The sequence below is a fragment of the Pararhodobacter marinus genome, assembly GCF_003122215.1.
Classification (GTDB): Bacteria; Pseudomonadota; Alphaproteobacteria; order Rhodobacterales; family Rhodobacteraceae; genus Pararhodobacter; species Pararhodobacter marinus.
Genome location: NZ_QEYD01000004.1, coordinates 263,475 through 285,637, shown reverse-complemented (window position 1 = coordinate 285,637; position 22,163 = coordinate 263,475). Strand labels below are relative to the sequence as shown.

Annotated in this window: 20 protein-coding genes; 6 read left to right on the top strand and 14 right to left on the bottom strand. The window is 66.3% G+C overall.

Annotated elements, in window-relative coordinates; genetic code table 11:
- Positions 1-2: 2 nt before the first annotated feature.
- From C4N9_RS08185 to C4N9_RS08145, 9 genes are all read right to left on the bottom strand, one after another.
- Positions 3-548: a sarcosine oxidase subunit gamma gene (locus tag C4N9_RS08185; RefSeq protein WP_109532825.1), complete on the bottom strand. Its 546-nt coding sequence runs from the start codon at positions 546-548 to the stop codon at positions 3-5.
- Positions 541-3,480: a sarcosine oxidase subunit alpha family protein gene (locus C4N9_RS08180; protein ID WP_109532824.1), complete on the bottom strand. Its 2,940-nt coding sequence runs from the start codon at positions 3,478-3,480 to the stop codon at positions 541-543. The genes C4N9_RS08185 and C4N9_RS08180 overlap by 8 nt, the downstream gene beginning before the upstream one ends.
- The gene (locus C4N9_RS08175) at positions 3,477-3,758 is read right to left on the bottom strand and encodes a sarcosine oxidase subunit delta (protein WP_109532823.1); all 282 of its coding nucleotides are present in this window, start codon (positions 3,756-3,758) and stop codon (positions 3,477-3,479) included. The genes C4N9_RS08180 and C4N9_RS08175 overlap by 4 nt, the downstream gene beginning before the upstream one ends.
- A gap of 10 nt (positions 3,759-3,768) precedes the next feature.
- Entirely contained in the window at positions 3,769-5,019 is a 1,251-nt protein-coding gene (locus C4N9_RS08170; RefSeq protein WP_109532822.1) for a sarcosine oxidase subunit beta family protein, read from the bottom strand.
- Positions 5,020-5,337: 318 nt separating this feature from the next.
- Positions 5,338-6,654 (bottom strand): type III glutamate--ammonia ligase, encoded by a 1,317-nt coding sequence (gene glnT / locus C4N9_RS08165; protein ID WP_109532821.1) that lies wholly within the window; start codon positions 6,652-6,654, stop codon positions 5,338-5,340.
- Between the two features lie 72 nt (positions 6,655-6,726).
- Positions 6,727-8,052: an FMN-binding glutamate synthase family protein gene (locus C4N9_RS08160; protein WP_109532820.1), complete on the bottom strand. Its 1,326-nt coding sequence runs from the start codon at positions 8,050-8,052 to the stop codon at positions 6,727-6,729.
- 10 nt (positions 8,053-8,062) lie between these two features.
- Positions 8,063-8,749, bottom strand: a complete 687-nt coding sequence (locus C4N9_RS08155; RefSeq protein WP_210403997.1) for a GltB/FmdC/FwdC-like GXGXG domain-containing protein — start codon at positions 8,747-8,749, stop codon at positions 8,063-8,065.
- Between the two features lie 3 nt (positions 8,750-8,752).
- Positions 8,753-9,643: a class II glutamine amidotransferase gene (locus C4N9_RS08150; protein WP_109532944.1), complete on the bottom strand. Its 891-nt coding sequence runs from the start codon at positions 9,641-9,643 to the stop codon at positions 8,753-8,755.
- A gap of 193 nt (positions 9,644-9,836) precedes the next feature.
- Positions 9,837-10,472 carry a helix-turn-helix domain-containing protein gene (locus tag C4N9_RS08145; RefSeq protein WP_109532818.1) on the bottom strand — a complete coding sequence of 212 codons (636 nt, stop codon included), beginning with the start codon at positions 10,470-10,472 and terminating at the stop codon, positions 9,837-9,839.
- Between the two features lie 321 nt (positions 10,473-10,793).
- Between C4N9_RS08145 and C4N9_RS08140 the strand changes: the two genes are divergently transcribed.
- Both C4N9_RS08140 and C4N9_RS08135 read left to right on the top strand, forming a co-directional pair.
- Positions 10,794-11,780, top strand: a complete 987-nt coding sequence (locus C4N9_RS08140) for an ABC transporter substrate-binding protein (protein ID WP_109532817.1) — start codon at positions 10,794-10,796, stop codon at positions 11,778-11,780.
- A 9-nt stretch (positions 11,781-11,789) separates the two neighbouring features.
- The gene (locus C4N9_RS08135) at positions 11,790-13,496 is read left to right on the top strand and encodes an ABC transporter permease (RefSeq protein ID WP_109532816.1); all 1,707 of its coding nucleotides are present in this window, start codon (positions 11,790-11,792) and stop codon (positions 13,494-13,496) included.
- Positions 13,497-13,499: 3 nt separating this feature from the next.
- Here C4N9_RS08135 and C4N9_RS08130 read toward each other — a convergent pair whose 3' ends face one another.
- Positions 13,500-14,534: an ABC transporter ATP-binding protein gene (locus C4N9_RS08130; protein WP_109532815.1), complete on the bottom strand. Its 1,035-nt coding sequence runs from the start codon at positions 14,532-14,534 to the stop codon at positions 13,500-13,502.
- A 165-nt stretch (positions 14,535-14,699) separates the two neighbouring features.
- On the opposite strand from C4N9_RS08130, the gene C4N9_RS08125 reads away from it, so the two are divergent.
- The 4 genes from C4N9_RS08125 to C4N9_RS08110 all read left to right on the top strand — a co-directional run bounded on the left by C4N9_RS08125 (position 14,700) and on the right by C4N9_RS08110 (position 18,156).
- Positions 14,700-15,722 (top strand): AraC family transcriptional regulator, encoded by a 1,023-nt coding sequence (locus C4N9_RS08125; RefSeq protein WP_109532814.1) that lies wholly within the window; start codon positions 14,700-14,702, stop codon positions 15,720-15,722.
- Between the two features lie 97 nt (positions 15,723-15,819).
- Positions 15,820-16,185, top strand: coding sequence for a glycine zipper family protein (locus C4N9_RS08120; RefSeq protein ID WP_109532813.1), 366 nt, complete (start codon positions 15,820-15,822; stop codon positions 16,183-16,185).
- A gap of 326 nt (positions 16,186-16,511) precedes the next feature.
- Positions 16,512-17,339: a 3-deoxy-8-phosphooctulonate synthase gene (gene kdsA / locus C4N9_RS08115; RefSeq protein WP_109532812.1), complete on the top strand. Its 828-nt coding sequence runs from the start codon at positions 16,512-16,514 to the stop codon at positions 17,337-17,339.
- A 1-nt stretch (position 17,340) separates the two neighbouring features.
- Positions 17,341-18,156 carry a 3-deoxy-manno-octulosonate cytidylyltransferase gene (locus tag C4N9_RS08110; protein ID WP_109532811.1) on the top strand — a complete coding sequence of 272 codons (816 nt, stop codon included), beginning with the start codon at positions 17,341-17,343 and terminating at the stop codon, positions 18,154-18,156.
- A gap of 48 nt (positions 18,157-18,204) precedes the next feature.
- Here the strand turns inward: C4N9_RS08110 and C4N9_RS08105 are convergent, their stop codons facing one another.
- The 4 genes from C4N9_RS08105 to C4N9_RS08090 form a co-directional block, all read right to left on the bottom strand.
- Positions 18,205-19,137, bottom strand: a complete 933-nt coding sequence (locus C4N9_RS08105) for a hypothetical protein (protein ID WP_146195138.1) — start codon at positions 19,135-19,137, stop codon at positions 18,205-18,207.
- A gap of 115 nt (positions 19,138-19,252) precedes the next feature.
- The gene (locus C4N9_RS08100; RefSeq protein WP_109532809.1) at positions 19,253-20,386 is read right to left on the bottom strand and encodes an NAD-dependent epimerase/dehydratase family protein; all 1,134 of its coding nucleotides are present in this window, start codon (positions 20,384-20,386) and stop codon (positions 19,253-19,255) included.
- Positions 20,387-20,446: 60 nt separating this feature from the next.
- On the bottom strand, positions 20,447-21,133 hold the full coding sequence (locus tag C4N9_RS08095; RefSeq protein WP_168192167.1) for a class I SAM-dependent methyltransferase: 687 nt from the start codon (positions 21,131-21,133) through the stop codon (positions 20,447-20,449).
- Between the two features lie 35 nt (positions 21,134-21,168).
- Positions 21,169-22,152: a GSCFA domain-containing protein gene (locus C4N9_RS08090; RefSeq protein WP_168192166.1), complete on the bottom strand. Its 984-nt coding sequence runs from the start codon at positions 22,150-22,152 to the stop codon at positions 21,169-21,171.
- Between the last annotated feature and the right edge of the window lie 11 nt (positions 22,153-22,163).

Sequence of the window (22,163 nt, the reverse complement as noted above, 5' to 3'; positions counted from 1 at the left end):
GTCTATTCCAAGCGCCCGGCAATCGTTTCCAACGTGTGCCATAGGCTTTCCGCCGCCGAGCGCATCCCCCAGATGCCCAGCCGGTCCTCGGCCCGCCGCAGCAGGTAGACGCCCAGATGCTCGACCGTGCTGCGCGTGGCATGGCCGGGCGCGAAGCGCGTCAGGTCGAGGTTGACGGCACGTTCAAGGAACCGCTCGACCGGCGCGGCCCCGGCGGTCGAGGTAATCTCGACCAGAACCCAGCCATCCGTCTGCTCGGTGACGGACGCCCCGGGCGCACGTTCGGCGAGCCGGGCGGCGGCATCGACCTCGGCGCAGCCCGGCATTTCGACCAGCCATTGCCCCGGCCCCGTCCAGAAGGCGGTCACCCCGTCTGTTTCCTGCCACCTCCCCGGTTCCGGCAAGGCCAGCGACGGAGGCGGCGTGTCCCGCCGCAACGCCAGCGAGGCAAGGCCGCAATCGGGCGTTTCGGCCAATGTCAGGGCGCCAAGGGACACGCGGCGCGGCGCAGGGGCACCCAGCGCGCAGAGGGGGGAAAGGTCAGTCACGCAGGCGCCCTCCTTCGGGATCGACGAAATGGCTGGGCACGACGCGCAAGGCGACCTCGCTGCCCTGAAGCGGGTTGGCGGCGGTGATCACCTCGCCCATCCGCTCGGCTCCGTTCCGCAGGAAGCCCAGCCCGATGGACGAGCCGACATGCGGCGAATGGCAGGCCGAGGTGATCCAGCCCTGATCGTGGTCCAGATTGCGCGGCGCGCCCTGTTCGAACAGATGCGAGCCGGGCACGACCACCGCCGAGGCATCGACCGGCTGCAACCCGACAAGGATCCGCGTCTCGGCCGCCAACCCCTCGCGCCGGGACATGACATTGCCGATCGCGTCCTTCTTCTTGGACACCATCCGCCCCAGACCCAGCATCTGCCCGGTGGTCTGGCCGTTCAGCTCGGCCCCGGCCGCATGGCCCTTTTCGATCCGCAGAACGCCCAGCGCCTCGGTCCCGTAGGGCGTGGCGCCCAGATCCGCGCCCGCTTCCATCAGCCGCGCCATCAGCGCATGGCCATAGCGCGCGGGCACCGCCAGTTCGTAGGCCAGCTCGCCCGAGAACGAGATGCGGAACAGCCGCGCCCGCAGCCCGCCGCAGATCGTCAGCGGGGCGCAGGCCATGAACGGAAACACCTCGTTCGACAGGTCGAAATCGTCGACCAGCCGCGTCAGCAGGTCGCGCGATTTCGGCCCCGCCACGGCGATCTGCGCCCAGGCGTCGGTGGTCGAGATCAGTTGCACATCCAGCTCGGGCCACAGGCATTGCCGGGCGAATTCCATGTTGCGATAGACCGGCCCCGCATTCGCGGTGGTGGTGGTGACGACGTAGTGATCCTCGGCCAGCCGGGCGCAGGTCCCGTCGTCATAGGCGATGCCGTCCTCGCGCAGCATGAGACCGTAGCGCACCATGCCGACCTTCAGGCTGGCCATCGCATTGGCGTAGAGCCGGTCCAGAAAGACCCCGGCATCCGTGCCCTGGACATCGACCTTGCCCAAAGTGGTCACGTCGCACAGCCCCACACCCGCGCGCACCGCCAAGACCTCGCGATCGACGGATTGGCGCCAATGCGTTTCGCCCGGGCGGGTGAAGTATTGCGCGCGCATCCACGGCCCGACCTCGACGAAGGTGGCGCCGTTCTCCTTGGCCCAGTGATGCGTGGGGGTCAGGCGGCGAGGGCGGAAATGCGCGCCGGTATCGCCGCCACCCAGCACCCCCAGCGACACGCCGGTATAGGGTGGGCGGAAGATCGTCGTGCCGGTTTCGGGGATCGATTTGCCCGTCAGTTCCGCCATCACGGCCAGCGCGGTGACATTGGCGGTCTTGCCCTGATCGGTCGCCATGCCCAGCGTGGTCCAGCGCTTCAGATGCTCGACCGGGCGCATGTTTTCCTTGTGCGCCAGGGCGATGTCCTTGACCGTCACGTCGTTCTGGAAATCGACCCAGGCGCGGCGCTTGCCGGGCACATGCCAGATCGGCGCGACGTTGTCCTGCCGGGTCCCGGCCTGCGGCAGCGGAACAGTCGGTGCCGAAAGGCCCAGCTGCGCCAGCGCCTCGCCGGCGGCCCGCAAACCGTCGGCCAGTGCCTCGGCGGTGCTGCCCTGTCCGGCGCAGGCGCCTGCAGCGATCAGCCCCTCGGGTCCGCCCGCGCCCGGCACGAAGGCCAGCTTGTCGGCATCCCAGACCGGCCGCCCGCGATGATGCGAGGCCAGATGGACATTCGGGTTCCAGCCGCCCGCGACGCCCAGCGCGCCCACGGAAAGGGTCTCCCGGCCCGCCGGTGTCTCGACGCTAACCGAGTGCAGACCCAGACGCCCCTTGGTGCCGACGACCTGCGCGCCGGCCATCAGCCGGTACTCGCCCTGCGCCTGCGCCCCGGCGCGCGCATCGATGACCGCCGCCACCGGGACGCCCCGCGCGATCAGGTCCGACGCGGTCCGGTGGCCGTCGTCGTTATTGGTGAAGATCGCCACCGGGGCCGCCGTACCCGGCGCCGTGGCCCAGCGATTGGCATAGGCCCGCATCGCGCCCGCCAACATCACGCCGGGGCGGTCGTTGTCGGCGAAGGGGATATGCCGCTCGGTCGCGCCGGCGGCAAGGATCGCGCGCTTGGCGGTGATCCGCCACAGGGTCTGGCGCACGGCACCGCCCGGCGTGGCAAGGTGATCCGACACCCGCTCGACCGCGCCGAAGATACCGTGATCGTAGACGCCGAAGACGACCGTGCGCGGCAGGATGCGGACATTCGGCAGGCTTTCCAGCTCGGCCCGGACCGTGTCGACCCATTCCATCGCCGGGGCGCCGTCGATCCGGTCGCTTTCGGCCAGCAGCCGCCCGCCCAAGCGAAAATCCTCGTCGGCAAGGATCACCCGCGCCCCGGCCCGGCCTGCCGCCAATGCCGCCATCAACCCGGCGGGACCCGCGCCGATGACCAACAGATCCGCGTGAAGATAGCCGCGATCATAGGCATCGGGATCGGAAAGTTCGGACAGTTCGCCCAGCCCCGCCGCGCGGCGAATGGCCGGCTCGTAAAGCTTTTCCCAGAAGGCGCGCGGCCACATGAAGGTCTTGTAATAGAACCCCGCCGCGAAGAAGGGCGACAGCAGGTCGTTGACCGCCAGCAGGTCGAAATTCAGCGGCCCCACATGGTTTTGCGAGCGCGCAACAAGGCCGTCGTAAAGCTCGGCGACCGTGGCGCGGGTGTTGGGTTCGGCCCGCGCGCCCTCGCGCAGGGTGACCAGCGCGTTGGGTTCCTCGGACCCCGCCGCGACGATCCCGCGCGGGCGGTGGTACTTGAAACTGCGCCCGACCAGCCGCACGCCATTGGCCAGAAGCGCGGAAGCGAGCGTGTCGCCGGGATGACCCTGATAACGTTTCCCGTCGAAGGTGAAGGCCAGAGTGCGGCTGCGGTCGATCAGCCCGCCTTGAAGCCGGGTCATGCCGTGCCCTCCTTGCGCGCAAGGGCCACGTCGCGCGCCAGTTCGGCGCCAAGGATCTCATGCGTCAGCGTATTGCGCGTCACCACCAGCCACGAGCGGTCCCCCTGTTCATGGAACCACAGCTCGCGGTGAAGCCCCGCCGGATTGTCGCGCTGAAAGACGTACTCGGCCAGATCCGCCTCGTCGCCGCTGGTTGGGCGCTCGATAAGGCGGGCATCGCCGAGATAGGTGAATTCCTGCGCGTCGCGCAGGCCGAGAAGGGGGTGCGGGATCAGCATGGCATCGCCCTCAATGCAGGTTGGGTTGGGCGCCGACGCCCTTTTCATCGATGACGTAACCGCGCGCGAACCGGTCCAGACGGTAGGCCGTGGCGGTTTCGTGGGGGGTATCGGTGGCAAGAAGATGCGCGAAGGCATAGCCCGAGGCGGGCGTGGCCTTGAACCCGCCATAGCACCAGCCGGCATTCAGATAGAGCCCGTCGACCGGCGTGCGGTCGATGATGGGCGAGCCGTCCATCGACATGTCCATCAGCCCCGCCCAGCTGCGCAGCAGCCGCGCGCGCCCGATCCGGGGCATCAGCGCCATGCCGCCTTCGAGCACATCCTCGACCACCGGCAGGTTGCCGCGCTGCGCGTAGGAATTGTATCCGTCGATATCGCCCCCGAACACGAGCCCGCCCTTGTCCGACTGGCTGACATAGAAATGCCCGGCGCCGAAGGTGATGACCCCGTCGATCGCCGGTTTCAGCCCTTCGGTGACGAACGCTTGAAGCACATGGCTTTCGATGGGCAGCCGCAGCCCCGCCTGCGCCATCACGCGCGACGAGGACCCGGCCACCGCCACGCCCACCTTCTTCGCGCCGATAGTGCCGCGGTTGGTTTCCACGCCCTGCACGCGGCCATTCTCGATCCGGAAGCCGGTCACTTCGCAATTCTGGATGATGTCGACGCCCCGCAGATCGGCGGCGCGGGCATAGCCCCAGGCGACCCCGTCATGGCGCGCGGTTCCCGCACGGCGCTGCAACAGCCCGCCCTTGATGGGAAAGCGCGCATTCTCGAAATTGAGCCACGGATACATCCGCCGAACGGCGTCCTGATCCAGCAATTCGGCCCCGGCGCCGGTCAGGTGCATCGCGTTGCCGCGCCGCCGGTACGCATCGCGCTGGCCATCGCTGTGATAGAGGTTCAGGATGCCGCGCTGGCTGACCATGGCGTTGAAATTGATCGCCTGTTCCAGCCCTTCCCACAGTTTCATCGAGAATTCGTAGAACGGCTGGTTGCCCGGCAGCAGGTAGTTCGAGCGGATGATCGTCGTGTTTCGGCCGATATTGCCCGAGCCCAGCCAGCCCTTTTCCAGGACCGCGACCTTGCGGATGCCATGGACCTCGGCAAGGTAAAACGCCGTGGCCAGCCCGTGACCGCCGCCGCCGACGATGATGACGTCGTATTCGGATTGCGGCGCGGGATCGCGCCAGAGGGGCTTCCAGCCCTTGTGGCCGCGAAGGGCCTCGGCGAAGACCCGGAAACCGGAGAATTTCATCGGCGCTGCTCCTTGGTTGGCACCGTTTGCATGGGATCAGGTTAGCGGTGGATGCGGGTGTTTTCTTCCCGTTATTGGACGTAGTTTTCCGCTTTTCGGACGCGACGCAACAACGGGTTAGATCGCGTCGAATCATTGACTGTCTGCGCGCGGGAGGACAGGCAACCGACTGAAACGCCAGTGTTTTCCAGCTACCGGCCCCGGCGCTGCACGGAAGGCATCCGGCCTTGGGCACACAAAAAACGGGGGCCAGCGGCCCCCGTCAGGTTCGGACCGGCGGGTGACGTCTCCGGGTCCGGTATCGCGTGGAAACGGCGCTCAGATATCGAGCGTGTTGTCTTTCTCCCAGCGCGAGAAATGGTTGACGAAAGCGTTCCATTCCTGGTGCTTCATCTTGATGTACGAGGCCGAGAACTTGTCCCCCAGCATCGCTTTCAGCTCGGTGTCGGCATCCAGATTGCGGATCGCGTCGAGCATGTTGAGCGGCAGTTTCGGCGCATCGGTGATCGACTTGCCCTCGGCATACATGTCGATGTCGTAGCGCCGGCCCGGATCGGCTTTCGAGCGGATGCCCGACAGGCCGGCGGCGATGATGACGGCCTGCAGCAGGTAGGGATTCACTGCCCCGTCGGGCAGGCGCAGCTCGAACCGGCCGGGGCCGGGCACGCGGACCATGTGGGTGCGGTTGTTGCCCGTCCATGTCACCGTGTTGGGCGCCCAGGTCGCGCCCGACATCGTGCGCGGCGCGTTGATGCGCTTGTAGCTGTTGACCGTCGGATTGGTGATCGCCGCCAGCGCCTCGGCATGCTTCATGATCCCGCCAAGGAAATGCCCGCCCTGTTCGGACAGACCGACCTCGCCGATCTGGCCGCCGGCGTTCCCGGCGAAAGCGTTGGTCTTGCCGTCCAGATCCCAGACCGAGATATGCGCGTGGCAGCCGTTGCCGGTCAGCCCCTCGATGGGTTTGGGCATGAAAGTCGCGCGCAGGCCGTGTTTCTCGGCCACCGACTTGACCATGAACTTGAAGAACGAATGCCGGTCGGCGGTGACCATCGCGTCGGCGTAATCCCAGTTCATCTCGAACTGGCCGTTCGCGTCCTCGTGGTCGTTCTGGTAGGGGCCCCAGCCCAGATCGAGCATGTAGTCGCAGATCTCGGCGATGACGTCATAGCGGCGCATCACCGCCTGCTGGTCGTAGCAGGGTTTCTCGGCGGTATCGAACGCGTCCGAGATCGCGTCGCCCTCGGGCGTCAGCAGGAAGAACTCGGCCTCGATCCCGGTCTTGACGCGAAGGCCCTCCTCGGCGGCTTCGGCCACCAGTTTCGCCAGCACGTTGCGCGGCGCCTGTTCGACATTCTCGCCTTCCATGATGCAGCGCGCGGGGACCCAGGCGACCTCGGGCTTCCACGGCAGCTGGATCACGGCATCGGCATCGGGCACGGCCAGCATGTCGGGATGGGCGGGCGTCATGTCGAACCAGGTCGCGAAGCCCGCAAAGCCCGCACCGTCCTCTTCCATCCCCGCGATCGCCTGCGCCGGTACCAGCTTGGCGCGCTGGCCACCGAACAGGTCGGTGTAGGAAATCATGAAATACTTCACGCCTTTGTCGGCGGCGAATTTGGCAAGTTTGCTCATTCTCTTGTTCCCCTGTTGGTCGATCCGGACCGCGCGAGGGGGGCCAGCGGCCCCCCTTCCGGTCTCTCGTTGTCAGAATCCCGGTTTGCCCGGGTACCAGTTGGTTCCGGCCAGCGGCACCTGCGCCATGGCCGCGGCTTCCATCGTCAGCGCGCACAGATCCTCGGGTTCGAGGTTGTGGACGTGGTTATGCCCGCAGGCCCGCGCCAGCGTCTGGCATTCCAGCGTCAGCACGTTCAGGTAGTTGCGCAGACGACGCCCCGCCATTTCCGGATCGAGCCGCTTCATCAGCTCTGGGTCCTGCGTGGTGATGCCCGCCGGGTCGCGGCCCTCGTGCCAGTCGTCATAGGCGCCGGTCGTGGTGCCCAGTTTCTGGTACTCGGATTCCCATTTCGGATCGTTGTCGCCCAGTGCGATCAGCGCCGCGGTGCCGATGCTGACCGCATCCGCGCCCAGCGCCAGCGCCTTGGCCACGTCCGCACCGGTGCGGATCCCGCCCGACACGACCAGCTGCACCTCACGGTGCATGCCCAGATCCTGCAGCGCCTGCACGGCGGGGCGGATACAGGCCAGCGTGGGCTGGCCGACATGTTCGATGAACACGTCCTGCGTGGCAGCGGTGCCGCCCTGCATCCCGTCCAGAACCACCACGTCGGCCCCGGCCTTCACCGCCAGCGCGGTGTCGTAATAGGGGCGCGCGCCGCCGATCTTGACGTAGATCGGTTTTTCCCAACCCGTGATTTCCCGCAACTCGAGGATCTTGATTTCCAGATCGTCGGGCCCGGTCCAGTCGGGGTGACGGCAGGCCGAGCGCTGGTCGATCCCCACCGGGAGCGAGCGCATGTCGGCCACGCGCTGCGTGATCTTCTGACCCAGCAGCATCCCGCCGCCGCCGGGCTTGGCGCCCTGCCCCACCACGACCTCGATTGCATCGGCGCGGCGGATGTCGTCGGGGTTCATCCCGTAGCGCGAGGGCAGATACTGGTAGACCAGTTTCTCGGAATGCCCGCGCTCTTCCTCGGTCATGCCGCCATCGCCGGTGGTGGTCGAGGTGCCGGCCATCGTCGCGCCCCGGCCCAGCGCCTCTTTCGCATTGGCCGAGAGCGAGCCGAAGGACATGCCGGCGATGGTGATCGGGATCTTCAGCTCGATGGGCTTCTTGGCAAACCGCGTGCCCAGCGTGACCGAGGTTTCGCAGCGCTCGCGGTAGCCTTCGAGCGGATAGCGCGACATCGAGGCGCCCAGAAACAGCAGGTCATCGAAATGCGGCACCCGGCGCTTCGCGCCACCACCGCGAATGTCGTAGATGCCGGTGGCTGCGGCGCGACGGATCTCGGCATTCGTCTCGTTCGAGAATGTCCAGGACTGGCGCGGCATCGTCTGCGGGGTCTTTTCCATCACGCGCTCCTCAGTATTCGCCAGCGTGGTCGATGTTGAAATTGTAGAGCTTGCGGGCCGAACCATAACGCTTGAACTCTTCGGGCTTCGCATCCGCCCCGGCGCGTTCCAGCAGGTCCCTGAGCAGGTCGATATGCTCGGGCCGCATCTCTTTCTCGATGCAGTCGGCGCCTAGGCTCTTCACCGTGCCGCGCACGAAAAGCCGCGCCTCGTACAGGCTGTCACCCAGCGCGTCGCCGGCATCGCCCAGCACAACCAGGTTGCCCTTCTGCGCCATGAAGGCGGACATGTGGCCGATATTGCCATGCACGACGATGTCGATGCCCTTCATCGAGATCCCGCAGCGCGAACTGGCATTGCCCTTGATGTTCAGAAGCCCGCCATGCCCGGTTGCGCCCGCATATTGCGAGGCATCGCCTTCAATGGTGACCACGCCCGACATCATGTTCTCGGCCACGCCCGGCCCGGCCGAGCCTTCGACCGTAACGGTGGCTTCCTTGTTCATGCCCGCGCAGTAATAGCCGGTCGAGCCCTTGACCGTGACATGCAGCGGGCCGTCCAGACCCACCGCCATCGCGTGGCTGCCGCGCGCATTGACGATGACATGCGGCTCGTTGGAATGGGCCTTGGCGGCCGCCTGCAGCGTGGTGTTCACCTCGCGCAGCGGGGTCTGGCTCATATCGAGGGTGACGCTCATGCTTCAACGCTCCCAGAAATAGACGGTGGCGGGTTCGGGTTCCCAGACACGGGCCTTCTCGATGCCCGGCAGGTCGGCGAAGGCGCGGTATTCGCTGGCGAAAGCGACGTAATCGTCGGTCTCGGCCATCACCGCCGGTTTGCAGGCGATCGGGTCGCGCACGACGCCGAAGCCGTTCTTGGTGCCGGTCACGAAGGTGAAGAACCCGTCAAGATCCTCAAGCGTGCCTTCGAGTGCCTCGCGCAGGGACGCGCCGTCGGCCATCCGGCTGGAGATATAGGCCGCGCCGACCTCGGTGTCGTTTTCCGACCGGGTGAACACGCCCTTCTTGGCCAGCTTGCGGCGCATTTGGTTGTGGTTCGACAGCGAGCCGTTATGCACGAGGCACTGGTCATCGGCGGTCGAGAACGGATGCGCGCCCATCGTCGTGACGGCGGATTCCGTGGCCATCCGCGTATGGCCGATCCCGTGGCTGCCGCCCATGGCGCGCAGGTTGAAGCGTTCGGACACGTCCTTGGGCAGGCCGACTTCCTTGTAGATCTCCATCGCCACGCCCGCGCCCATGATCCGCAAGCCGCGCTCTTCAAGTGCCACGACGGCGGCGTCCTTGGCGCTCTCGGGCACGCTGACGACCGCGTGGGTGTCGACCACCTTCACCGTGACGGGCGCGCCGATCTTCTCCGACAGCGCGGCGTCGAGCCCTTCGAAAGCCGCCGCCGGATCGTCCGACTGCACCGTGATCTTCACGCCATCCGACGCCGCATCCCCGTAGATCGCGATCCCGGCGCTGTCAGGACCGCGATCGGTCATCGTGATAAGCATATCGCTCAGCAGCTCTCCCAAGCGGGGACGCAAATCGTCTCCCTTCAGGAAAAGCCCAACAATCCCACACATGGCATCCTCCATAGCGCTTGAGGCTCCGGCCTGTTCGTGCCGTTACCCCTTACTATTGAGAAACCTAGTTTCTTTTCAAGAAATTTATGCGCCTGTGAGTGAAATCATTTCCTTGCCAGGAAATCGCATCCGGAATCACCGCATTGCGCGGGGGCACCGGCGCCCTGCCCAAAAAATCGGCAGCGACAAAACGTCAGCCTGCCTGAGGGTAGGTGATGATCGACAGGTAGCGTACTGGCAGCGTGACGATTCCTTCTGGCCCGTGCGGCGCGTCCGAATCGAACAGCAGCGAATCGCCGGGTTCCAGCCGGTAAATCCGGTCGCCATGGCGGTAATCGACGACGCCTTCGATCATGTAGAGCATCTCGATCCCCTCGTGCTGAAAGGTCGGGAAACGGTGCGAGGCATCGTCGAGGGTGATGAGATAAGGCTCCACCACGACGCCCGACGCGTTCGAGCCGATATGCCCCAGAAGCTGGTACTGATGGCCCGCGCGGGTCCCGGCGCGCTCGATCTCGACGCCTTCGCCGGATTTCACATGCATGCAGCCGCGCTCTTCCTCGTAGCTTGAGAACAACTGCACCAGTGGCACCCGCAGCGCATGGGCCAGCGCCGAGATGGTGTTGAGCGAGGGCGAGATAACCCCGTTCTCGATCTTCGACAGCATCCCCGCCGATAGCCCGGTCATCGCCGCCAGTTCGCCGCCGGTCATGCGCTGGCGCTTGCGCAATTCGCGCACCTGACGACCGATCGCGACTTCGAGGTTCTTTTCGCGCTGATCGCGCAGCGCATGCGGATTCTGCCGCAGGGCCTCTTCTTTGGTGGGCACACTCGTCTCCTTGCGCCAATGCGGCGTCGCTTCCCCGACCTGCCCGAGGCAAGCGCCGCGAACGGAACGGGCCGCGGCGCCGTGGACAGGGTCTGCGCCAGTCTTGCCCGCCCGGCGCGCGAAATCCAGCACGATGGGCAAGCCGCGCAGGTTTGTTCCGCCCCCGCGCCCGGAAAGCGGGCAGATCCGGGGCGCCACCGGTCCCGGGCCAGAGAGCGGCGGCGCCTTCATCCCAGCGTCACATCCGCAGGCTAGGCCGCCCGCAGGACGACACCCAGAACGCAACGACGGGGCGCGCAGCCCCCAAACCAGAGGTTCATCATGCAACGCATCCTTACCGCGGCGATTGCGGCCAGTGTTCTTGCCGGTCCGGTCGCGGCCCAGAATACCGACATCAGCGGCCCGCTGGTTCTGTATACCTCGCAGCCCAACGAAGATGCCCAGCGCACCGTCGACGCCTTCACCGCCGCCTATCCGAATGTCGAGGTGACATGGATCCGTGACGGCACGACGCAGGTCATGGCACGGCTGGAAGCCGAATACGCCGCCGGCGCGCCGCAGGCCGATGTGCTGCTGATCGCCGACATGGTCACGATGGAAGGGCTCGAGGCGCAGGACCGACTGATGGCCTATCCGGGCGCCGATGTGTCGGCCTACGATCCGGCGCTGATGGATCCCGAGCATCATTACTTCTCGACCAAGCTGATCACCACCGGCATCATCTACAACACCAATGCCCCCTTCGTCCCCGAAAGCTGGGCCGACCTGCTGCGCCCCGAAGCACAGGGCCAGATCGCCATGCCCTCGCCGCTGACCTCGGGGGCGGCGACGATCCACATGGTGTCGCTGACAGCGCATCCCGATCTGGGCTGGGACTATTACCAGGGCCTCGCCGATCAGGGGACCAATCCGCAGGGCGGCAATGGAGGTGTCTACCGCGCCGTGGCCGGTGGCGAACAGATGTACGGCATGGTCGTCGACTTCCTGCCGATCCGCGAGATCCCGAACGGCGCGCCCGTGGGCTTCGTCTTCCCTGCGGAAGGCGTCAGCGCCGTGACCGAGCCGGTGGCGATCCTGTCGACCGCGCAGAACGTCCCCGCCGCCCAGGCATTCGTCGATTTCCTGATCTCGGAAGAAGGGCAGCAACTGGCCGCCGATATGGGCTATCTGCCCGCCCGGCCCGGCGTCACCCCGCCCGAGGGCTTCCCGGCGCTGGAAGACATCCGGATGCTGGATTTCGACCCCGCCGCCGCGCTGGAAAGCGCGACTGACGACCGGATGCGTTTTGTCGAGATCTTCGGCGGCTGATCCGCATCGATGCGTCTGAAACCAACGCTCGGCGGCGAGGGCCTGACCCTCGCCGCGCTTCTTGTTTTCGCGGCGGCGCTGATGGTGACGCCGCTGGCGCTGCTTTTGCGTACCGGTCTGATGGCCGAGGGCCTGCCCACGCTGCAGCCGATGCTCGACGCGCTGACGTCCCGCCCGGTGCCCCGCGCGCTGTGGCATTCGCTGGAAAGCGCCGCGCTGTCCGCCGGGCTGGCACTGGTCATCGGCGTGGGGGTCGCGCTGGTCGTCGGGCTCACGGACCTGCGGGGCAAGGCAGTGTTCACCTTCCTGCTGCTGATCCCGATGATGATCCCGCCGCATGTGACCGCGATTGCGTGGACGCAGGCGCTGGGACCGTCCTCGCCGCTCCTGGGTGCGCTGGGGCTGGCGCCGCCGCCCGGCACGCCGCACCCGCTTTACGGACGCGGCGGGGTGATCGCGTTGCTGGCGGTGCAATCCATGCCGCTGGTCTTTCTGGTGACGCTGGCCGCCCTGCGCAGCCTCCCGCGCGAGATGGCCGAGGCCGCGCGCATCGCCGGCGCCCGCGCGCCAAGGCTGCTGGGCCGCGTGATCCTGCCGTTGCTCGCGCCCAGCCTGCTGGCCGCCTATGCGCTGGCTTTCGTGTCGGCGCTGGGGAATTTCGGCATCCCGGCGCTGTTGGGCATTCCGGGGCGCTACATCACCCTGCCGGTGCTGATCTGGCAACGGCTGTCCAGCTTCGGACCATCGATGCTGGCCGATGTGGCAGTGTTGTCGGCACTGATGGCGCTTCTGGCCATCGCCGTCGTCGCGGTGCAGATGACGCTGGCCCGCCGCTTTCGCGCGGCCCTGATCGGCCCCGCACAGGCGCCGCTGTCGCTGCGCCTGGGACGCTGGCGCCCCGCGACCGAGGCCGCGATGACCGCGCTGGTTCTGGTGACGCTGGCCCTGCCGATGGCGGCGCTGTTCGGGACGGCGCTGGTGCCGACCTATGGCGTGGCGCTGAGCTGGCAGACCCTGACCTTCGACAATTTCGCCGAAGTGCTGTTTCGCCAGGGCGTCACCGCGCGCGCCTTCCTCAACTCGACCCTGGCCGCCAGCGCCGCCGCGCTGATCCTGTCGGGGCTGGGCGCGCTGACCGCAAGGCTGATCGCCGGGCGGGCGCGCGGGCCGCGGCGCGCCGGGCTGGCGCTGTCATCGCTGGCCGAGACGACCTATGCGATCCCCGGGCTGGTGATCTCGATCGCCTTCATCCTGACCTTTCTGCGCCCGCTGCCCGGGCTGGGCGTGTCGATCTACAACACGCTGTGGATCATCGTCCTGGCCTATCTCTGCGCCTTTTTCGCCGTGGCGCTGAAGCCCGTCACGGCGGCCTGCCTGCAGCTTGACCCGGCGCTCGATGAGGCGGCGCGGGTCGCGGGCGCGGGCTGGGGGCGCAGGCTGACACGGATCTTCCTGCCGCTGATCGCGCCGGCGGCGGCTTCGGGCGCGATCCTCGTCTTCCTGACCGCGTATAACGAGGTGACGGTCTCGGCCCTGTTGTGGTCGACCGGGACCGAGACGATCGGCACCGCGATCTACAATTACGAGGATGGTGGCTACACGACGCTGGCCGCCGCGATGGCAGCGGTGACGGTCGTGGCGACCGTGGTCCTTATGGCCCTGCTGGATCTTCTGGGACGCCGGTTGCCGCCCGGCGTGGTACCGTGGCGGCTGTAGGGGTCAGGCCGGCAACAGCCAGCCGCCCCGCACCGCCAGCGACAAGCTTTCGCCGGCGGTGACCTTCTGCGGCAGATGCAGGGTCAGCGGCGGCTGGTCGTCGGCCACCGAGACCTTCGCCTCCCAATGCCCGCCCCGGTACAGCGCCGACACGATGCGGCCTTCCAGGCATTCGGGCAGTCCCTCGGCCCCGGGCACCAGATCGGCGGGACGAAACAGCGCCTCGCGCGCGCCCTCGGGTCCGCCGAGGCCGCGCATCGAAACCGGGCGCCCCTGCAGGAAAACCCGGCCCTGCCGGTATTCGACGGGCAGAACGGCCCCCTGCCCGATGAAGCGCGCAACGGCGGCGCTTTGCGGGCGCTCGTAGATCTCGCCCGGCGTACCCACCTGCAAGAACCGCCCGTCGCGCATCACTGCCATGCGGTCGGCCACCGCCATCGCCTCGCGCTGGTCATGGGTGATGTAGACCGTGGTCGCGCCCGACTGGCGATGAAAGGCCACAAGCTCGTCCTCCATCACATGGCGCAGATGCGGGTCGAGATTGGCGAGCGGTTCGTCCATCAGGATCGTGCCCGCATCCTGCGCCAGGCAGCGCGCAAGCGCCACGCGCTGCCGCTGTCCGCCTGACAGATCGGCAGGTTTGCGGGTGGCGTAATCGCTCAGCGCGACGGTCGCCAGATGCCGGTCGGCATGACGCGCGGCTTCGGCCCGCGACAGGCCGGCGGACTCGGCCGGGAAGGCCACGTTACCGCGCACATCGAGATGCGGCCACAGCGCATAGGACTGGAACACGAAGCCCACCTTTCGCGCTTCGGGCGGGACATGCACACCGCGCCCGCTGACCTGACGCGCGCCCAGATGGATCTCGCCCGCATCGGGTTCATCCAGTCCGGCGATCAGCCGCAGCAGCGTGGACTTGCCGCAGCCCGACGCGCCGACGATGGCAAAGAATTCGCCCGCCGCGATCTCGGCCGAGACACCGGCCAGGGCGGGCTTGCCGCCAAAGGATTTCTGCAGATCGCAAAGAGAGATGGACACGAGAATTTTCCGTCGCATGAAGTAAGCGCAAGGGCTAAACACCAACGGTAACAACGCGATGACGCGCGGCATCACCCCTTCGTCAGCCCTGCGCGGCCTGGGGACAGCCGCCTTCCGTCGCGCAGGCGGGCCGATCAGGCGCGCCCCCGAGGGTCGAGGTACAGGATGTCTCAGCCGATGATGGCGGCGGGTTTCGTCGCGGCGTTTGTCGATTACGCGGTCACACGCGGGGCCACCCGCGACGCCCTGCTGCGCGCGGGGGGATTGAACGCCGCGCAACTGGCGGCGCAGGATGCCCGCGTTCCGGTCTCCGCCTATGGCGCGGTGATCACGGCGGCGATGGCGCAGACCGGCGATACCGCGCTCTTGCTGCGCCAGACGCTGGACACACGGCTGGAAGAGATGTCGGTGGTTGGCCAGATCGTGCATCACTCGGCCTCGCTTGAGCATTCCATCGCCCAGCTCAACCGCTACCTGCGGCTGATCGCCGACACGAATGCCATGGCGGGGCGCGATCGCTTCGAGATCCGGCGCAGCGGATCCGAGGTCTGGATCCTGGATCACCTGCCGGTCGCGGATGCCGATTACCTGATGATGGAGGCGTCCTTCGCGCGGTTCATCAGCGAGTTTCGCCGCGCCTTTCCCGACCAGGTCTTCGCGCTGGCGCTCGATGTGAGCTGGCCGCCGCCGCCCCATGCCGCCGCGTATCCCGAGCTGCTGCAGATCCCCGTCCGCTTCGGGGCCGGGCGCAACGCGCTGCGCATCGATCCCGTCTGGCTGACGCCGCGCACCGCGTTCGAACCCGGCAATCCCTATGTATTCGGCATCTTCGCGCGCCATGCCGATGCGCTGCTGGCCGAATTGTCGCAAGCCGACACGATCCGCGCCCGGATCGAGGCGCGGCTTCTGCCCGATCTGCACAAGGGCGCGCCGTCGATGGACCGGCTGGCGCGCGATCTGGGCATGAGCCGCCAGACCCTGTACCGGCGGCTCAAAGACGAGGGCGTTACCTTCGCGGGCCTGCACGATGCGCTGCGCCACCGGATGGCCGTGGATTACCTGCGCGCGCGCAAGGTCTCGGTGAACGAGACGGCCTATCTTCTGGGATTCTCCGAAGCCTCGTCCTTCGTGCGCGCCTTCCGCCGCTGGACCGGGCGCAGCCCGACGGCCTTTCTGGGCGCCGATTGATACCGGCGGTCAATCCTGTGATACGGGCGGTCATGCCGGGCGGCCCGGCGATCCCCTAAATCCCCGTGCGTCACAAACATCGCACGAGGACATGACGATGAAAGCCTCCCTCTCCCTTCTGCTGGGCGCCGCCGCACTGCTGGGCGCCTGCGCCAATTCGGGTGCAAACTACACGCCCGTTCTGGACGGCGTGCCGACACCTGCCTACCACGCCGATCTGCGGGCCTGTCAGACGCTGGCGCGCGATCAGCGCCAGCTGGACCATGAAACCATGGGCGCGGCGCTGCTGGGCGCGGGTCTTGGCGCCGTGCTGGGCGAGGCGGATGCGGGTGGCGACGCCCTGGGCGGTGCGCTTGTCGGGGCCATGGCCGGCGGTGCTGCCAGCGCGGCGGATGTCGCGGACCGGCGCGAGGCGATGGTCATCCAGTGCCTGCGCGGGCGCGGCCACCGGGTGGTGGGGTGAGCCCGCGATGACGTTGCCCCAAGGGACCCGCCACCACCGGATGGACAGGCTGCACGCGCTGCTGACCGGATCGGACGTCTTGCCCCGCCCGTCATCCCCGCCCGCGCGATTTCCCGCTTCGGGCGGCCGCGCACGACCCCGGGCGCCAGAACCACCCTTGCACCCGCGCGGGTAGCGCAGGATACTATGGGAAGCTTCAACCCGGTCCCGCCCCGGGGCATTTCCGCGACCCGTTCCGCGTGGCGATCCTTCGCGACCGGGACGGGGACGGCGCCCTAGGGGACGGCCCGGCCCCATTGACATCCAAATCAGATTCAAGGCTTCCCATGACCGCCAAGACGATAGAAATCGGCAATATCAAAGTCGGTGCCGGTTCTCCCATTTTCCTGATCGCCGGCCCCTGCCAGCTTGAAAGCCTCGACCATGCGCGGCTGATGGCCGAGAAGATCGCCGAAGCCTGCGCGCCGACCGGTACCCAATTCGTCTTCAAGGCGAGCTACGACAAGGCGAACCGCTCGTCGATCTCGACACAGCGCGGGCTGGGGATCGAGAAAGGGCTCGAGATCCTCGGCAAGATCCGCGACGAATTCGGCGTGCCGGTGCTGACCGATGTGCACGAGGCCAGCCAGTGCGCCACCGCCGCCGAGGTCTGCGACGTGCTGCAGATCCCCGCTTTCCTGTGCCGCCAGACCGACCTGTTGCTGGCCGCCGGGGCGACCGGCAAGGCCATCAACGTCAAGAAGGGCCAGTTCCTGGCCCCCTGGGACATGGGCAATGTCGCCAAGAAAGTCGAATCGACCGGCAACACGCAGATCATGCTGTGCGACCGGGGCACCTCGTTCGGCTACAACACGCTGGTGACGGATTTCCGGGGCCTGCCGATCATGGCGCAGACCGGCTATCCGGTGATCTTCGACGCCACGCATTCGGTGCAGCAGCCGGGCGGTCAGGGCGCCACCTCGGGCGGGCAGCGCGAATTCGTGCCCGTGCTGGCGCGGGCGGCCTGCGCGGTGGGTGTCTCGGGGCTGTTCATCGAGACGCATGAAGACCCCGACAACGCCCCCTCGGACGGCCCCAACATGGTGCCGATCAGCGAGCTGGGCGCCCTGATCGGCCAGCTTCGCGCTTTCGACGCGCTGGCAAAAGGGCTCTGAAATGGCCGATACCGCGATCATCATTCCCGCGCGCTATGCCTCGACCCGCTACCCGGCCAAGCCGCTGGCGACGCTGAAAGGTGCCAACGGCACCGAACGCACGCTGCTTGAACGGTCGGTCATCGCCGGGCGCAACGCGGCGGCCGAGCTGGGCGAGGACATCCCGCTTTACGTCGCCACCGATGACAGCCGCATCGCCGACGAGGCCGCGCGGATCGGCGTCGACGTGATCATGACCGCCGAAAGCTGCCGCAACGGGACCGAGCGCGTGGCCGAAGCGGTCAAGAACGCCAATATCGGCGCCGAGATCATCGTCAACCTGCAGGGCGATGCGCCGCTCACGCCGTCGCATTTCGTGACCGCGCTGGTCCGGGCGATGCGCGAGACGCCGGACCTGCAGGTGGCCACCCCGGTTCTGCGCTGCGACGAGGAGGCGGTGCAGAACTTCATCGCCGACCGCGCGGCCGGGCGCGTGGGCGCGACCACAGTGGTGTCGAACCAGCTGGGACAGGCGCTGTATTTCTCGAAAGAGGTCATCCCCTTCACCAATGGCAAGGGCGTGGTCAACGGGCAGGTGCCGGTTTTCCACCATGTCGGGCTTTATGCGTACCGCCCGACGGCGCTGGCGCGCTACATCGCGTGGGAGCCTGCGCCGCTGGAGACGCTCGAAGGGCTGGAACAGCTGCGCTTCCTGGAGAACGGCGCGCCTGTCCAGGCGGTCGAGGTCTCGGCCCCCGGCGCGGTGTTCTGGGAGCTGAACAACCCCTCGGACGTGCCGCTTATCGAAGGCTATCTGAGGAAGATGGGCTGGGACTGAACCAGCCCGTCAGAAAACACAGGAGCGCCCGTGGGCGCTCCTGTCGGTTCAGGCGACGAGCTCTTCCAAAATCCGCTTGGCGTCTTCCTGACGAAATTCTCTGAAACCAATGTCAGACGCCGGAGGCGAATGCAGATCCGCCATCGACGGATTGAACGCGACAAACCCGTCGAAGAACGCCTTTGTCTCGAAGCGCTGTTCGATCAGCTTGTCGCGATGACGCTCTGAAAATTCCTTGCCCGCCTTCCTTGCAAGGATTTTCTTGAACCTTTTCGATCCTTCGGCATCCAGCTCGCCACGCTTTAGGGCATGGTTGATGGACAGGCGGAGCGCGCAGACCACATCGCTGTCGGCGGCGTTCAGATTGGGTGCGCTCGGCAGGTCCGAAAGCGCGTCCTTTTCCAATCCTGCGGCATCGAAGAACGACGCGAGGATATCCATGTTCCGCTCGTGCTTTACCACCTTGACGTCCGCTCTCTGACGCCAGCGGTCGAGGTTTTCTTCGAACCGATAATACGCATAGCCTGCTTTTGGTTTCTCAAGCTGCCGAAGCTGAAGATCGAGCATGTCTCCCAACGTTCCGGCGTTGGGCCCCTTTATGGATTCCTTGTAAAGCGACACGAGATGCGAAACCGGCTCGCGGCTGAAGAAAACGACCGTGTCGATGCCTGGAACAAGATCGTGCAGCCTGTCGATTTGCTCGGTCGTGCTGCCGAACCAGAAATCCTCGGACGAAAGAACGACGGTATCGGCGTCTGGACTCCATGCGCGCGCCGATGCCTCGAAGCCCGCATCGTATTCCGACGTCACGCCACGCATGAACGCCGAGAAATAGCGGTGCGCCTGCGCACCGGTCTCGCGGCGACCGATGATTGGGAAATCAATCCCCTTCTGCAACAGCGCTTCCCGGCCATCCGACATCGCGCCCTGAATCGTGGTCGTGCCTGTCTTGTGAGGCCCGACGTGCAAAATGGTTCGCACCGCAACTACCTTCCGATTTGACGTATTCCAATTGCCGGAACCGTATCAGCCGCCCCGGCAACCTGCATTCCATAAGCGAGTGTGGCCTGGCTTAGCCCCCGGCCACCCGCCGCTGTCACCCCATCAGCCCCTTCTGCACCAGCTCGGCCTTGGCCTTTTCCAGCTGATCCTCGGGCAGGGCCTGGGTGCCGACCCAGGCCGCGAAGCGCGAGAGGCCGGTATCCAGATTGACCTCGGGCGTGTGGCCCAGCAGGGTCTGCAGGCGCGTGACATCGGCCGCGTTGTGGCGGATATCGCCCAGCCGGTATTCGCCGGTGATCCGCGTGTTCGGCTCGGCCCCGAATGCGCGCGACAGGCTTGCCGCCACGTCCAGCACCGAGGTTGCCTGCCCATAGCCAACATTGACGATCCCGTTGACCGGCTCGGGCGTGGCCAGCGCCTTGGCGAAGGCCGCGACGACGTCCGAGACATGCACGAAATCGCGGCTTTCCAGCCCGTCCTCGTAGATCGGCAGTTCCAGCCCGCGGCGGATCTTGGTCGAGAAGATCGACAGGATGCCGGTATAGGGATTCTTCAGCGACTGCCCCTCGCCATAGACGTTCTGCAACCGCAGGATGCCGTATCCGATGCCCATGCTGTCGCAGGTGATGCGCAACAGGTCTTCCTGCATCAGCTTCGTTGCCGCATAGATCGACGAGGGCGCGGTGCGGTCGTCTTCGCGCGTGGGGACCAGTTCCAGCGCCTCGCCGGTCTCGGGGCAGACGGGCTCCCATTGCCGGGCCCTGAGCGCGGCGGCGGTGCGGGCCGAGGGCGTCACGCGCGCCTGATCCGACGGACGCAGATAGGCGCCCTCGCCATACACCGAGCGCGACGAGGACAACAGCACGCGCTTGACCCCGTGCCCTTTGCTGGCGGCAAGGACCTGGCACAGCTCGGCCGTGCCCTGCACGTTCTCGTGGCAATAGCGCGAGATCTCGTACATCGACTGGCCGGTGCCGGTTTCCGAGGCCAGATGCACGATCGCCTCGACCCCGTCGACGGCTTTCTCCAGCGTTTCGCGGTCGGCGACCGATCCACGGATGAACTCCAGCCCCGGCGTCTCGCGCAGCCAGTCGAGCCCCTCGGGGATCTGGCCGTGGATCTGGGGCGACAGTGTGTCGAGGATGCGAACGGCGTGCCCGGCGTCAAGAAGCCTGGGCACCAGATGGCTGCCAATGAACCCGGCACCGCCGGTTACGAGGATGGTCATGAATATCTCTCTGAAAGGTCAGGTGTTTTACAGAAAAGTGCGGTGTAACGCTCGGATGTGTTATTGATCAATCTTGACGAAATGCGCCATCCACTGATCGCGCGGATGTTCCCAGGATCGGTAAGTCTCGAGCCGCCAGGGCAGATCCTCGGCGGCGCCGACGAGTTCCTCTTCGCGGTAGTGGAAGGGATCCTTGCCCGGATGGCTGAGCTTGCCGGCAGGATGACGCAGCGGGGTGTTGAAATCATGCCCGGGCGGGCAATGAAAATACGTGGCAAAGAGCGTGCCTCCGGTCTTCATGGAATCCGCGAGATTGATCAGGCATTGCCGCAGGTAAGAGGCCGGCAGATGCGAAAAGACTGAAACGGCAATCGCCATGTCGAAGCGAACGCCGAAGGGTGCGATGTCGAACGCGTCCGTATCGCGCAGGTTCTCACGCGGCACCTTGTGCTGCAGGCCCGCTGCCGCGAGTTCGATATCGTAGCCGGAATCCAGAAGATCCCTGGACAAATCGATCCCGTAGTAATTCCCTGCATCGAGATAGGCCGCGTAATGCACGCCGCCGCGCAGACAGCCGCAGCCTATGTCGAGCAGCGTCGAGCCGGGCTGCAGCCCCTGCGCCCTGAGATAGTCGAACTGCATCTGCCCGATCTTGTCCCACATGCCGCCGATGGTCTGGCGGTGTTCCCCGGCCTTGACCTGGTGCGAGACATAGTCCGTGTCGTAATAACGGTTCAGGTGCTCCATGGGGGCGGATCCTTGGCTTTCACTCAACATGGCTTTCAGCCGGGTTCAACGGAACTGTCTTTCGACGCGGCATCCTGCCCCGAAACGCAATAGGTATCGAGCACGGTCGACATGATCGCGTCGACCGCTTCGGGTGTGACGTGAATATTGTCTTGCAGATAGGCACGCTGCCGATCCGATGTCGCAACGATCTCGTAACTGGGAAAATAGTCGACATTCTCATGCTTCGCCGCGAAAACCTCGGCCGCGGCGCGTTGCACGCTTTTGCCGTAGGTATTGGCGACGATCGCGTCCTGACCGGTATAGGTCATCTTGAAGGGCACGGGCGAGACCGTGCACAGAATGTGGAATTCGGGGTGGCCATACGCGGCAATAAGCGCATGGATACGGTCGAGCGCTTTCAGAACGTCACCGTAATCGAGCACATGCAGCTCGAACCGCCGGCTCTGCTGTTTCAAGACGGTCACCGGCGGGATCGTGTTGAGATAGAGCCTCGTTTCCTTGTCAAACCAGCTTTCGACCAGGCCAAGCGTGATGACGACGACCCGGCAGCGCGGGAGTTCGCGCATCATCGCCGCGATGCCGTCGCGGCGGGACTGAACGACCGACATCGGGCCGGGCGTCACATTGTGGACGACATGCGGGTCGTGCCACAGATCGTCCCCTACCGAGAGAAAGAAGCGCTCGGGCTCGCAGGGCGGACCCTCGAAGGCCCAGCGGATCTCATTCTCCATCGAGTGGACGGAGTATTTATTGAGGATGACGTTCGGCTTCGTGCCGTCGGGCCGCTGTCCGTCGGGAACCGTCACCGCCAATGCCGGAAGATCGAAGCCCCGCGCGGCCAGCACGACTTCGATCTCGCGCGCGAAGCAGGACCCGATGGTCATGATCGGGTCATCGACCGAGAAAGCGAAACCGGGCTGCACCGTTACGGAGGTCAGCCCGGATACCCGCTCTTCGCCCCATGCCTGGCGACCGTCCGGCCATCGGCAATGGCGTCCCGCCTTGCGGTTCGCCATTGCCCTTTTGG

Excerpts from the sequence above, each read along its gene's own strand:
- C4N9_RS08110 (WP_109532811.1), top strand. The coding sequence starts at position 17,341 with ATGGCCGATACCGCGATCATCATTCCCGCGCGCTATGCCTCGACCCGC.
- C4N9_RS08150 (WP_109532944.1), bottom strand. The coding sequence starts at position 9,643 with ATGTGTGGGATTGTTGGGCTTTTCCTGAAGGGAGACGATTTGCGTCCC.
- C4N9_RS08180 (WP_109532824.1), bottom strand. The coding sequence starts at position 3,480 with ATGACCCGGCTTCAAGGCGGGCTGATCGACCGCAGCCGCACTCTGGCC.
- C4N9_RS08175 (WP_109532823.1), bottom strand. The coding sequence starts at position 3,758 with ATGCTGATCCCGCACCCCCTTCTCGGCCTGCGCGACGCGCAGGAATTC.
- C4N9_RS08100 (WP_109532809.1), bottom strand. The coding sequence starts at position 20,386 with ATGACCATCCTCGTAACCGGCGGTGCCGGGTTCATTGGCAGCCATCTG.
- C4N9_RS08095 (WP_168192167.1), bottom strand. The coding sequence starts at position 21,133 with ATGGAGCACCTGAACCGTTATTACGACACGGACTATGTCTCGCACCAG.
- C4N9_RS08155 (WP_210403997.1), bottom strand. The coding sequence starts at position 8,749 with ATGAGCGTCACCCTCGATATGAGCCAGACCCCGCTGCGCGAGGTGAAC.
- C4N9_RS08125 (WP_109532814.1), top strand. The coding sequence starts at position 14,700 with ATGTCTCAGCCGATGATGGCGGCGGGTTTCGTCGCGGCGTTTGTCGAT.
- C4N9_RS08160 (WP_109532820.1), bottom strand. The coding sequence starts at position 8,052 with ATGGAAAAGACCCCGCAGACGATGCCGCGCCAGTCCTGGACATTCTCG.
- C4N9_RS08120 (WP_109532813.1), top strand. The coding sequence starts at position 15,820 with ATGAAAGCCTCCCTCTCCCTTCTGCTGGGCGCCGCCGCACTGCTGGGC.
- glnT (WP_109532821.1), bottom strand. The coding sequence starts at position 6,654 with ATGAGCAAACTTGCCAAATTCGCCGCCGACAAAGGCGTGAAGTATTTC.
- C4N9_RS08140 (WP_109532817.1), top strand. The coding sequence starts at position 10,794 with ATGCAACGCATCCTTACCGCGGCGATTGCGGCCAGTGTTCTTGCCGGT.
- C4N9_RS08170 (WP_109532822.1), bottom strand. The coding sequence starts at position 5,019 with ATGAAATTCTCCGGTTTCCGGGTCTTCGCCGAGGCCCTTCGCGGCCAC.
- C4N9_RS08090 (WP_168192166.1), bottom strand. The coding sequence starts at position 22,152 with ATGGCGAACCGCAAGGCGGGACGCCATTGCCGATGGCCGGACGGTCGC.
- kdsA (WP_109532812.1), top strand. The coding sequence starts at position 16,512 with ATGACCGCCAAGACGATAGAAATCGGCAATATCAAAGTCGGTGCCGGT.
- C4N9_RS08135 (WP_109532816.1), top strand. The coding sequence starts at position 11,790 with ATGCGTCTGAAACCAACGCTCGGCGGCGAGGGCCTGACCCTCGCCGCG.